The organism is Streptomyces sp. NPDC038707, assembly GCF_040636485.1.
In the GTDB taxonomy this organism is placed as follows: domain Bacteria; phylum Actinomycetota; class Actinomycetes; order Streptomycetales; family Streptomycetaceae; genus Streptomyces.
This window is the reverse complement of the sequence record NZ_JBEZUP010000022.1, coordinates 90298-102338: the sequence shown is the minus strand read 5'-3', so window position 1 is coordinate 102338 and position 12041 is coordinate 90298. Positions and strand designations below refer to the sequence as shown.

At 73.0% G+C, this 12041-nt stretch carries 8 protein-coding genes; 5 read left to right on the top strand and 3 right to left on the bottom strand.

Translation table 11 applies throughout. The features are described 5' to 3' along the window. The first annotated feature begins 40 nt into the window (after positions 1-40). Positions 41-754, top strand: a complete 714-nt coding sequence (locus AB0E62_RS26550; RefSeq protein WP_362198706.1) for an alpha/beta hydrolase — start codon at positions 41-43, stop codon at positions 752-754. Positions 755-952: 198 nt separating this feature from the next. Beyond that, complete coding sequence (locus AB0E62_RS26545) at positions 953-1543, top strand: DNA starvation/stationary phase protection protein (protein ID WP_362198703.1); 591 nt, start codon at positions 953-955, stop codon at positions 1541-1543. A 78-nt stretch (positions 1544-1621) separates the two neighbouring features. On the opposite strand, the gene AB0E62_RS26540 is transcribed toward AB0E62_RS26545, so the two are convergent. Beyond that, positions 1622-2110, bottom strand: a complete 489-nt coding sequence (locus AB0E62_RS26540; RefSeq protein WP_362198700.1) for a carboxymuconolactone decarboxylase family protein — start codon at positions 2108-2110, stop codon at positions 1622-1624. A 97-nt stretch (positions 2111-2207) separates the two neighbouring features. Here AB0E62_RS26540 and AB0E62_RS26535 point away from each other — a divergent pair, with 97 nt between their 5' ends. Next, entirely contained in the window at positions 2208-3179 is a 972-nt protein-coding gene (locus AB0E62_RS26535; protein ID WP_362198697.1) for a pirin family protein, read from the top strand. A 209-nt stretch (positions 3180-3388) separates the two neighbouring features. Here the strand turns inward: AB0E62_RS26535 and AB0E62_RS26530 are convergent, their stop codons facing one another. Together AB0E62_RS26530 and AB0E62_RS26525 are read right to left on the bottom strand one after the other, a co-directional pair. Continuing rightward, positions 3389-3931 carry a hypothetical protein gene (locus AB0E62_RS26530; protein WP_362198694.1) on the bottom strand — a complete coding sequence of 181 codons (543 nt, stop codon included), beginning with the start codon at positions 3929-3931 and terminating at the stop codon, positions 3389-3391. A gap of 1340 nt (positions 3932-5271) precedes the next feature. Next, on the bottom strand, positions 5272-6345 hold the full coding sequence (locus AB0E62_RS26525) for an RICIN domain-containing protein (RefSeq protein ID WP_362198691.1): 1074 nt from the start codon (positions 6343-6345) through the stop codon (positions 5272-5274). Between the two features lie 709 nt (positions 6346-7054). Between AB0E62_RS26525 and AB0E62_RS26520 the strand changes: the two genes are divergently transcribed. After that, positions 7055-7513, top strand: a complete 459-nt coding sequence (locus tag AB0E62_RS26520; protein WP_362198688.1) for a CU044_2847 family protein — start codon at positions 7055-7057, stop codon at positions 7511-7513. Then, positions 7500-11828, top strand: a complete 4329-nt coding sequence (locus AB0E62_RS26515; RefSeq protein ID WP_362198685.1) for a trypsin-like peptidase domain-containing protein — start codon at positions 7500-7502, stop codon at positions 11826-11828. The genes AB0E62_RS26520 and AB0E62_RS26515 overlap by 14 nt, the downstream gene beginning before the upstream one ends. Positions 11829-12041 lie beyond the last annotated feature (213 nt).

Genomic DNA, 12041 nt, shown 5'->3' with positions numbered 1-12041 from the left:
CCCTCCTGAACACCTCCTGACCTCCTAAGGAAGAACGTCCATGACCACTCCCACCGTCCTCCTCGTGCACGGCGCGTTCGCCGACGCCGGCAGCTGGACCGGAGTCATCTCCCACCTGCAGAGCCATGGCATCCCGGTGCTCGCCCCGCCCAACCCGCTGCGCGGCCTCGCCGCCGACGCCGCCTACGTCGCCTCGGTCGCCGCCCAGGTGGACGGACCCGTCGTGCTGGTCGGGCACTCCTACGGCGGCGCGCTCATCACCGTGGCCGGCACCGCCGAGAACGTCGTCGGCCTGGTCTACGTCGCCGCCTACGTCCTGGAGGAGGGCGAGAGCCTCGGAGAGCTCCAGGGCCGCTTCCCGGCCTCCCCGCTGGTGAGCAGCCTCAAGCAGTGGACGTACCCGGTGCCGGGCGGCGAGCCCGCGGTCGAGGTCACCATCACCGAAGACGCCTTCCCGTCCGTCTTCGCCGCCGACGTGCCGGCCGAGACCACCAGGGCGCTCGCGGCGGCGCAGCGCCCGCTCGCCGCCGCGGCCTTCGAGGAGACGGCGTCCGCCGCCGCCTGGAAGACCAGGCCGTCCTGGGCCCTGGTGGCCGCCGCCGACCAGGCGATCAACCCGGAGGTGGAGCGCTTCGGCGCGCAGCGGGCCGGTGCCACGGTCGTCGAACTGGAGGGCGCCTCCCACGCGGTGGCCGTCTCCCGCCCGGAGGCGGTCGCCGACCTGATCCGCCAGGCGGTCCTCGCGACCGGCTGACCGATGGCCGCCCCGAACGGCCGCGCAGGCGAACCGTCCCCGCCCGCGCGGCCGTTCGGCATGCCCTCCCGCGGTGCGGCACGGCCCGCAGCGGTCTGCGCTGACGCGCACACGGGCATGCGCTCTCGGACAAGGCGGCAAGGAAGCCGGCGGCTAGCGTCACCGTGTACACGACGCACGAACCGCGGAAGGCGGACCATGACCACCGACACCACGCACACTGGCACCACGCACACCGGCAGCCAGCCCAGGCTGCACCAGAAGGGCCGCATCATCCAGGAGTTCGGCACCGTCAAACAGTTCCCGCTGGCCCTGTCGTACGAGGCCCGCATGTACTCCTGCCAGCGGCTCAACAAGGTCCTCGCGGACACGCAGATCCTCCACGGCCTGTACAAGAAGCACCACTGGCTGATGCGCGGCGCGACCTTCTACCAGCTGCATCTCGTCCTCGACCAGCACGCGGCTCAGCAGCTCGCCCTCGTGGACACCATCGCCGAGCGCGTCCAGACGCTGGGCGGCGTGGCCGTGGGGGACCCCCGGCACGTCGCCGAGCTCACCTCGGTCCCGCGTCCGCCGGACGGTGTCGAGGAGGTGCCCGCGATGCTCTCCCGCCTCATCGAGGCACACGAGACCATCCTGGCCGACGCGCACGACGCGGCGGCCCGAGTGGCGGACCTGGGCGACGACGGGACCAACGACCTGCTGGTCTCCCAGGTGATCCGCACGGGAGAACTCCAGACGTGGTTCCTCGCCGAGCACCTGGTCGACACGCCGCTGGTGCGCGTGTGACACCCCACCGCCCCGCAGGTGACCACCACGCTCCGACGGGTCGCCGGCCGGGACGCCGTACGGTCCGGCGCCCCGCGGTCAGCGGGAGGGCGCCGGGCGCACCGGGTGCTTGCTCATGACGGAGACCCGGTTGAAGGCGTTGATGGTGATCGCGACCCAGATCACGGCGGAGATCTCGTCGTCCGACAGGACGGAGCGGGCGAGGGCGTAGGCGGCGCTCTGTGCGTCGGCGTCCGCCGGGTGGGTGGTGGCCTCGGCCAGGGCCAGCGCCGCGCGCTCGCGCGGGGAGAACAGCTCGGTGTCGCGCCAGGCGGGCAGCACGCCCAGCCGCTGTGCCGTCTCCCCGGCGCGCAGGGCGGCCCGGGTGTGCAGGTCGAGGCAGTAGGCGCAGGCGTTGAGCTGGGACACGCGGATGTTGATCAGTTCGACGAGGAGGCGGTCCAGTCCTGCGTCGGCGGCGACCGCGCGGACCGCCCCGGCGGTGGCCGTCATCGCGCGGTAGGCGTCGGGGCTCTGCTTGTCGACGAACACCCGTCCGCCTGTGGTCGCCGTCAAGGTCTCGGCCACGTGATCTCCTTCGTCGCGCGATGTTCTGATGTACGTCCTATCATCACCGTATGAATGTTGAAAATCGAACTTTCCTTTCCGGGAGAGGAGCGGACCGGTGAGCAACACGGAAGCGGCGCCCGCGCCCCACGTCGGCGACGGCCCGGCCGGGGCGCCGGCGCCCGCCGGCATCGAGATCCTCACCCCGCGCGACGTGCCCCTGGGCGGCCCCCGCGCCATGCGGGTACGGCGCACGCTGCCGCAGCGGTCCCGGACGCTGATCGGCGCCTGGTGCTTCGCCGACCACTACGGACCGGACGACGTCGCCGCGAGCGGCGGCATGGACGTCGCCCCGCACCCCCACATCGGCCTGCAGACCGTCAGCTGGCTTTTCAGCGGCGAGATCGAACACCGGGACAGCCACGGCGTCCACGCCTACGTCCGCCCCGGCGAGCTGAACCTGATGACGAGCGGCCACGGCATCTGCCACTCCGAGGTGTCCACCCCCGCCACCACGGTCCTGCACGGCGTGCAGCTCTGGGTCGCCCTGCCCGAGGAACACCGCGACACCGGGCGGGACTTCCAGCACTACGCGCCCGCGTCCGTGCCGCTCGACGGCGGCGAGGTCCGGGTCTTCCTCGGCACCCTCGCCGGGGACACCTCCCCGGTGCGCACCTTCACCCCGCTCCTGGGCGCCGAACTGCACCTGGACCCCGGCGCCACCGTCACCCTCGCCGTCGACCCCGGCTTCGAGCACGGCGTCCTGGTCGACACCGGGGACGTGCTCCTCGACGGCGCCGCCCTGGAACCGGCCGAACTCGGCTACGCGGCACCGGGCCGCACCACCCTCACCCTGACGAACCGAGCGGCCGCCCCCGCCCGCCTGATCCTGCTCGGCGGCCCGCCGTTCCAGGAGGAGATCATCATGTGGTGGAACTTCATCGGGCGGACGCACGAGGAGATCGCCCAGGCCCGCGCCGACTGGACATCGGGGGACCGTTTCGGCGCGGTCGAGGGCTACGACGGTGCTCCGCTGCCGGCACCCGAACTCCCCACGGTCTCGCTGAAACCGCGACGGATCCCTCGTTGACCTGCTGAAACCCGGCCCTCCACCAGAGGCGGGGCAGGCTCTGCGAAGGGCCTGCCGTGTGCGGGGTGTTCGGCCCTGGGCGGCGGTGTTGTCCAGTCTCCTGGAGGGGCGTGCGCGAGTGGCCGGGATCCAGCGTGTGGCTGCGCCGACAGGCTTGGCCCCGGTCCTCTGGCGCGGGGGGACTGCCGTCAGGCGCGTACGGCGGATGCTCAGCGGGGCCAGGCGCAGTGCACGTGCCTGCTGTGCCCGGCGTTGCCCGGGCCGAGGACTTCCGTGGCACCCAGCTTGCGGCAGGCGGCCATCAGCGCCTTGTGCGGGGCACCCGAGCCGACATGCTTCCCGTTGATGTGGCTGATGTCGATCGCCTTGCCCGCGTAGTGGCGGGAGGTGGAGCTGTGCTTGCCTCCGACGATCTCCGACACGGCGATGCGGTACCTGTACTGGGTGTTCAACTTCAGCAGCCCGCTGAGCATGCCGGGGTCCAGGGCCACGCGCCGGTTCGGCTTGTGACCCCACGGGCTCGTGAGGGCGCCCTTGCCGTTGGCGGTATCGGTGATGTTCGCCTTGGCGGTGGAGCCCGCGTGAGTGCCTCCCTGGTGAGCGACGGCCAAGGAGATGCCGCTGGTGCGCAGGATCTGCCGGGCTGCGGCGGCACGGGTGTCCGCGGCTGCGGTGGCGTTGACCGCGGAGCCGCTCAGGGCTGCTGTGGCGACTGCCACCGCGATCACATGGGCAAAACGGTATGTCGACATGGCGAGTTGTCCCTTCATGAGGGTGGGCCGTGGAGTCTGGTTTCCGGTCCTGGACAACAGATACAGACGCCGACGGCCTTGGGCAGGACGATGTACGGCAATTCACTACGGATGAGTGATCTCTCTGGCCTCAGGGTGCCGAATCGCTGGCCGAATAGCCGGGGTTGGGACGCCAAGCGCGGTGGCCGGCCAGGAGGGCGTCCTGCTCGTGAGGGCCGTGCCCACCGTCGGGCGCGGAGGGGTCCGTGTGCGCGTTCCCCAACCCGCCAGCACCGGTGCGCCGCGCACGGCTCCAGCCAGGTCCTCCGGTCCACCTGGCCGGAGACGCCGTCCGAGCACAGCGTCACCAGGCGGACTTCCTCGGGGGTGTTCGCCTGCCGACTCGTTGCTGCGGATGCCAGGGCCGGGTGGCGTGGAACGAGTGCTCCACCGTACGGGGCAGGCGGGCTCTGTCTCTCTGGCCGCCCAGCCGGCCCGGCTGACCAGAGAGGGCGCGCGGGCGTTGTGGTGGTGGCCGTTATGTCGGCGGCGGTGGAGCGGGTGCCGCTGCTCGATGCGATGACAGCGCTGGGCCCGGGGCTGCCGGTGCTGTACGGGTATCCGTACGGGACGGTGGCCGAGCGTCTGACGCAGCTGAAGGGCGGCAACGTTCGCGCGGCCCGTGCGGCGAGGCCGTTGCGGACGGTTGCCGGGAGCCCGAACCGCAGCCTGACGTGGTGCGAGAGCCGGCGGCATTCCTCGCGGGCCGGCGGGCGGTCGCTGAAGCGGTCGCGGCCTGTGCACCTCCTACCGGCGCAACGCCCGCGAGCGGGGGCCCGATGGGGCCGGGAGGCGCAGGTGGAACGGTTGGAGGCGGAAGTGCGCCGACAGGAGGCGGCGCCCCCGTGGGCGGCGGTATGCGACGGGGCGGAGCATGCGGGCATCAGGGTGCTTGCCCGTCTGGACGCCCAGCTCAACCCCCATACCGCAAACGCTCGTCGAAGCGGGCAGCCTGCGGTCCGCGGCTGCCCGGCTCGGCATGCATCACTCCACTCTCCGGGCCCGGCATGCCGCACTGACGCGTGAACTCGCATACGACCCCGCGCCCTGCTTCGGGCAGGGTTCACACCCCGGCGGCCCTGCCCGAAACCTCATGAACAGCAACTGCTGAGACGTCGTGCCGACACCTGCCGGTGGGTGTTCGCCTGCCCTCTGCGTCACCGCCTTCTGGAAGTGGCCGGGTCGCATGCCGCTCGGCCCCAGCCGTCGGCTTGTCGCGGACCGAAGCGCCCTACGGCACCCTCCGCGTCCTGCGTGCCGGCGGCCGAGGACCTCTTGCCCGGGAGTCCGGCGGGGGACGGTCAGGAAGCGCTGCCGCAGCCGGAGAAAGTGTCGCTGGTCCGGGCCAGGTAGATGCTGGCACCGCCCTGGTCGTCGCTGAGCAGCGGGACGGTCAGGGTGTCGTCGGCGGTCCAGGGGTAGCCGTTCACGTCGAAGGTCCAGGTGCCGGTGACCTTCGTCGCCAGCTCGGACAGTGCGACCCAGCCGTACTGCGCCGGCGGCACGCTGATGGTGAGGCTGTTGCCGAGTTCGTCGGTCAGGCTCTGGGTGACCTTGCCGTTGATCTGCGTGCTGATCTTCGTGGTGACCGGGGTCGCACCGCCGGTGCCGAGGTCGGTGCCGAGGCTGAAGCCCAGCTCGGACTGCCAGCCGGTGGTGCGCTTCATGGAGAACGTCCAGGGCACCGCCGCCGTCGTGCCGTTGTACCAGACGGGCGAGACGCACTGCTGCGGCAGCGGAGCGGCCGGGGCCTGGACCCGGGTGCGCCAGGAGCAGCTGGAGGTGTCTTTGACGCAGCGGGCCGCCGCGTGGTCGACCGCCGCCGCGACGGCGGCCTGCTGAGCGCTCGCGGGCAACCGCCACTGCTGGGCCTGGCTGCCGTTGCAGCCGTAGGTGTCGGTCCAGGCGTCGTTGTACTGCGCGTTGTACCAGACGTCCAGACACTTGTCGTCCTGGGCGTTGCGGACCATGAAGGCGCCGGTGCCGCCGGCGACGGGCTGGAAGTACCAGCGCTCGCCGCTGCGGCCGTCGCAGGGCTGCTGGGTGAGCGGCAGCCCGGCGGTGGCGCACTTGCCGGTGTCGTCGTTGACGAGGGTGAAGGAGCCGTCCGTACCGAGGTTGGCGCTCCACTTCTGGTGGTAGCCGGGGGCGCTGTTGGTGACCAGGAAGACGCCGTTGCCGGTGTTGCCGTTCTGCACGTCGAGACCGCGGCCGTTGCTCACCGAGGTCAGCGCCAGGCCCGTCAGCTGGGCCGGGTCGGGGGCGGCGGTGGAGGCGCTCGCGGGGGCCGCCGTCCCGACGGTGACCCCCGCGAGTACCGCGAGCGCGCCGAGCCCGACGGCGGCCGCCCGACGGGCCCGGAGCCATCGGGACATGGGCTGGTGTTCCATGGGCTGTCCTTTCGCCGGTTGCAAGACCCGGGGAAACTAGCCCGCGCGGGTTCGGGCACGGCGTGCGGTCCCGGCAATCGCCCGGGTAAACCCGCTCTTTCCCGTCAGCGGTCCTTTCCGGACACCTCCCGGTGGGCCCGCGCCAGCGCCTCAGGGCTGGCGGAGAGCCGGTCCCGGCCCACCAGGGCCGCTCCGAGCACCGGGCGTGCGATGACGTACCCTGACCGGTCCTTGGGCTAGCGGCCCGCCGGCAGGGCCCGGATGCCGTCGTGCAGCCGTGGGTGCCGGACGGCGATCCAGTCGCCGCCGCACACGCGCAGGCCCTCCCGGTCGAATGGGACGAGGACGCCCCGGGCGGTCAGGAAGCGGGCGGTCTCGGTGTGACGTCCGGCTCGGCCGACGGGTGGGTGATCAGGCTGGTTCCGTGTGCGCGGGCGGCGCCGTGCCGCCGAGGCGTGCGGCGTGGGCCAGGTCGGACCAGGCGACGGGGTCGTCGTCCGTCCGGCTCGTGCGGCAGGCACCGGCTCGCCGCCCGCCCTCCCCTCGAGGTGGGAGGCGGCGGGCGCCGGACGCGACCGCTGGACGGGACCGTCGCTCGCTGGTTCCCGTCCGAGACAGAGCCGACACCGTCCCATTAGGCTGGGTGCCTTCACCGCAGGCGCACTGAGAGCAAGCAACGGGGACGGGTGAACTCATGGCGCGGACAACGGAGTTCCGGGTGAGCGACGGGTCGGTGCTGCGCGTGGAGGTCGACGGTCCCGCGCCGCCGGACAGCGACGCGTACGAACCCGTGCGCAGACGGCCCGGGAACGCCGCGAGTGCCGCGGCGGACACGCTCCGGCAGGCCGTCGACCGCGTCCGGCCGGCCGTCCAGGACGTTCTGGCCTCGCTGCGGACCATGCCGCAGGCTCCCGACAGGGTCTGCCTCGAATTCGGGGTGAAGCTCAGCGCGGATGCCGGCGTCGTGCTGGCCCGCGCCGCTACCGAGGCGCACTTCAAGGTGGCCCTGGAGTGGGAGCGACGACCCGGCGGTGACGGCCGGGACGACGCGGACGACGGGCCGGACCCGGGCGCGGAGCCCGGCGGTGCCGGCCGGGACGGCGCCGATGACCAGTCGGCCCCGGACGCGGAGCCCGCCGTTGACGGCGGCTGAGGCGCAGGCTTCCGCCCTCCCGTCGCCAGGCACGGAGTTCGAGCAGGGGCTCGCCCGGATCTTCGACCACCAGGGGGAGCTGCTGGGCGCCGGATTCCTGCTGGGGCGGGACCTGGTGTGCACGTGCGCGCATGTGGTGGCCCACGGCGACGGTACGGCACCGAGCCGGCCGGTCGAACCGCTCGCGGTCGACTTCCCACTGGTGCCCGCAGGGACGCGGGAACACGTGACCGCCACCGTCATCGCCTGGCATCCCGCCGATGACATCGCGGTCCTCCGGCTCGACCGCGCGGTCGCCGGTACCGCGCCGCTTCCCCTGGCCGGCCCCGACGCGCCGCTGTACGGCCGTGCGGCTCGCCTGTACGGCTTCCCGGAGAGCACCGACACCGGTGTGAACGCGCACGGTGTCCTGCGCGGTGGCCAGGGCGCGGGCCTCATCCAACTGGACGCGGGGCACGGCAGCGTGGCGATCCAGCCCGGCTTCAGCGGCGGCCCGGTCTGGGACGTCGAAGCCGGCCGTGTGGTCGGCATGCTCGCCACGCGCGGCCGTGCCGGACTCGACGGTACCGCCTACCTCATCCCCGCCCCTCGACTGGCCGCCCGGGCGCCGGACGCCCCCGACGACGCCGGCCCGTTCAAGGGTCTGCTGCGCTTCGAGGAGAAGGACGCGCACCTGTTCACGGGGCGTGCCGCGGAGACGGACGCACTGGTCGCGGCGGTACGCGAGCAGCCGCTGACCCTGCTGACCGGGCAGTCGGGCACGGGCAAGTCGTCACTGCTGTACGCCGGTCTGCTGCCGCGGTTACGGGCGGCGGACGCCACCGTCGTGGTACGCATCCCCCAGGAGGCGGACGGCCCGGCCGCGACGCTCGGCGAGGCGCTCCTGGCCCTGTGGCGGGCGGCCGTACCCGAGGGGGATGCCGGGGCGCTGCTGACAGTCGTACGGGAGGCACTGGCCGGGGACGCGGTCGCGTTCGCCGCGCTGCGGGAGGAACTCAGAGGGGCCTTCCAGGACCGGATGGGCGTGCTGGTCCTGGACCAGTTCGAGGAGTACGCCGCCGCCGCGCCGTCCGCGGCCCGGCAGGTGGTGACGTGGTGGCGGGAACTGACCGCCGGCACGGCGGCCGACCACGGGACACGGGCGGTTGTGTCCGCCCGGCACGCCACGCTGGACGTGCTGTCCGCCGTGCTGCCGGCCGCCGAGCGGGCCCGAGCCGTCGTACCGCTGGACCCGCTCACTCCCGAGGCACTGGGCGAGGTGATCTCCGCACGGCTCGCTGCGATCCCCGGGGCCGGCCTCCAGGACGGGCTGAAGGAACTGCTGCTGCGTGATGCCCAGGGCGCCCAGGACACGCGCGGCGAGAGCAACGCCCTGCCGCTGCTGGAGTTCACCATGGCCGAGCTGTGGCGGCGACGCTCCGGGGGACAGCTGACCCTGACCGCCTACCACGAACTGGGCGGGTTGTCCGGTGCGTTGGCGCGGCACGCGCAACGCGCCCTCGACGCGGCCCTCGCGGAAGGCGTCGCCGACGAACAGACCGCGCGGCGCCTGTTCCAGCGTCTGGCCCGCCCGGACGGACTCGGCCGGTTCCTGCCGGACACCGTGCCGGTCGGCGAACTGGACGAATCGCAAAGGCTGTTGGCACGGCACATGGCACGGCAGAAGCTGCTCGCCTTCACCCTGCCGCCATCGGGCGACGCCCTCGGTGAGTCGCTGCGCATGGCTCATGAGGCTCTGCTGCGGGAGTGGGGGTGGCTTCGCACCTGTCTGCGCGAGGGTGAGGAATTCCGTGCCTGGCAGTCCCAGGTCGCGGAGCAGGCCGCCGCGTGGGACGCGGAAGGCCGCCGTCCGTTCGTGCCCGTCCCGGGGAAGCTGCTCACCGCCGCGGACCGGTGGGAACCGGAACGTGACCGCGACATCACCGCCGTGGAGCGGGCCTATCTGACGGCGGGACGGCGCCACGCGCGACGGGGCGCGTACGTGTTGCGCGGGTTCGCCGCCGCCGTCACCGCTCTCACGCTGATGGCGGGCTGGCTGGCCTGGGACGCCGGCCGTAGCCGCGACCTCATCGCGAGGCAGCTGCGCACCGCCGCCTCCGAACAGCTGGCCGACCTCGCACAGGAACGGTCGGCGAACGACTTCGGGCTCTCCGTGCAGATGACGATGGGCGCGTGGGCGACGGCCCGCACGGACAAGGCCCGAGCCCAGCTGTTCCGGCAGTACCTGCGGATGCGGGACGTGGAGCGGGTGCATGCCGGGTTGTGGCCGGGAAGCGTGGACCGGGTCACGGCCGCCTCGCGGACGGACGTACTCGCCGTGACCACCGATCCCGACCGGGGCCGGAGAACAGTCACCGTCGTCGTCGGCGCCGGCACGGACCACCCGAAGATCCACCGCCTGCGCGGCGTCCCCGCACAGGACTCACGGGACACGATCAGCGACGACGGACGCTGGTACGCCATGGCGTCCGTGGACGGATCGGTCCGGCTCTGGGAGGTCGGCAAGGATCCCGAACCGCGGCTGGTCACCGGGGCACGACCGGAGTCGGATGACGTGTACGGTGCCTCGCTGGACTTCTCCGACGACTCCTCCCGCCTGCTGCGCCTCCACTCCTACGGCAACCGGCGCGCGAGCGGCGGGATCGACCAGCGCGGCGCGCTCGACATCTGGAACGTGCCCGCGGCGACCCCGGTCACGGGAGCGGGGCGGATGACGGCGGGCCGGGTGGTGGACGACGCCGCGTTCGCGGCCGGGAACGACCAGGTGACCCTCCATTGGGTCCGCGGTCCGTTGTCCGGTCGCTACCAGTCGTCGGCGGGGGTCTTCTCCCTGTCGACCGGGAGGGAGCGACGACGGCTGGTGACGGACGTCAGCGCGATCCATGCCTTCATGGCCCGGGGCAAGGTGCTCTCCGTGAGCGGCGCCCGGCTGAACGATGATGCGCGGCTTGTGCGCGTGGACGGCGGCGCCGTGGCCGGGGCAGCTCCGTCCCGTTTCTCCGGGACCGACGCCACGGGTTGCTACCGTACGTACTTCCGCCCCGCCGAGTCCAGCGGCGACGGCACGGAGTACGGTGTCGTCTCCGCCGCGGGCGTCCTGTCCCGTGACACCTGGACAGCGGTGGTCCCCACCAACGACACGTCGAGCGAGAACGTGAAGACGGCGATCTGGTCGCGCGCTTCGACCGGACGTCCCCTGGCGGTGGCCGCGGTCGGTGACGGCCTCGTACGACTGCGCCTCAACAGGGACGTCGGGCCGCTGCCGTTCAGCGCGTCCGGGAGCGAGCCCCTGGCGCTGGACCCGCACCACGACAGGTTCGCGACCCTGGAGGAGGGCCGGCTCTACCTGAGCAGCCCAGGTGCCCCGGCGCGCAGTGTGGCGCTGCCGGAAGAACCGGAGGACCCCGAGTGGGCGCCGTTGTGGGTGAGTTCCGAGGAACGCGACAGGGTGGCCGTGGCGGACACGAGGAGTCTCAGGCTCGTGCTGTACGCGGCCGACGACCTGGCCAGCCGTCTCGACGTCGATCTCGCCGGGCACCTGCGCGGCACGGCCGGCAAGTCCGCCATCGAGTCCATGGCCCAGCTGGACAACGGTGAACTGGCCGTGCTGCTCACCTCCAACGACGTACTCCGCGTCGACCCCACGACGGGCGCCGTCGTGTCCGCTCCGGTGCGCGTGGCACCGCCCGGGGCCGGCCCCCGGCCGGCCCTGACCCCCAACGGTCAGCTCGTCGTACGCCCCGGACACCCTGGGCAGGCGCTGATCGTCCCCGGCTCCGGGCACGGCGACGGCCGGCTGATGATCTGGGACCTGGTGAAGGGCAGGCGCGTTGCGAACTGGTCCTCGCCGACCGGCGTTGCCTGGGCCCTGGACCAGACACCCACCGTGTTGTTCAGTCCGGACGGCACTCTCGTGGCCGTGGGCCACAGCGACCACAAGCTGCGCTTCTGGGACGCGGCGACCGGCCGCCGGACCGGTGGCGTCGTCCCCTACCCGACCACGACGCACCCACTCGCGCTCATCGGCGACCACACCCTCGTCTCCCTCACCCTCGACCGGGGCCTACGGCTGCACCGCGTCTCGGACGGCGGCGCGCTCGGGGAGGGCCCGGCCAGCGTGAGCACGGACCCGTTCGCCACGACCGCCTCCGGTACGCGCGTCCGGCTGGCCGTCGGCGGCCAGCTCCAGAGCCTGGACGTCGACCCCGCTGCCTGGTGGCGCGACCTGTGCCGGGCGGCCGACCACCCGTACACGAAGGACGAACGCGCGCGGTTGCCGGCCGGCGCACGCACCGGCCGCCCGTGCCGGGCGTGACGGAGAAGGCGTCGAGGCCGACTGCGGCCCAGCCCGCGTCCCCTGCGGTCGCACGCCGCGGGTACGCCGTGCCGCCCGGGGGCGCGGCCCCGGCGCCCGGGACGGGTGCAGGAGCGCCGTCGCGCTGGACGAGGAGGGGTCTGCCTCCGCTCGCCGCGGCCGACCGTACGGCGGCTGCCGGTCGGTCGCTTCCCGTTCGTCGGTGTGTTGCCG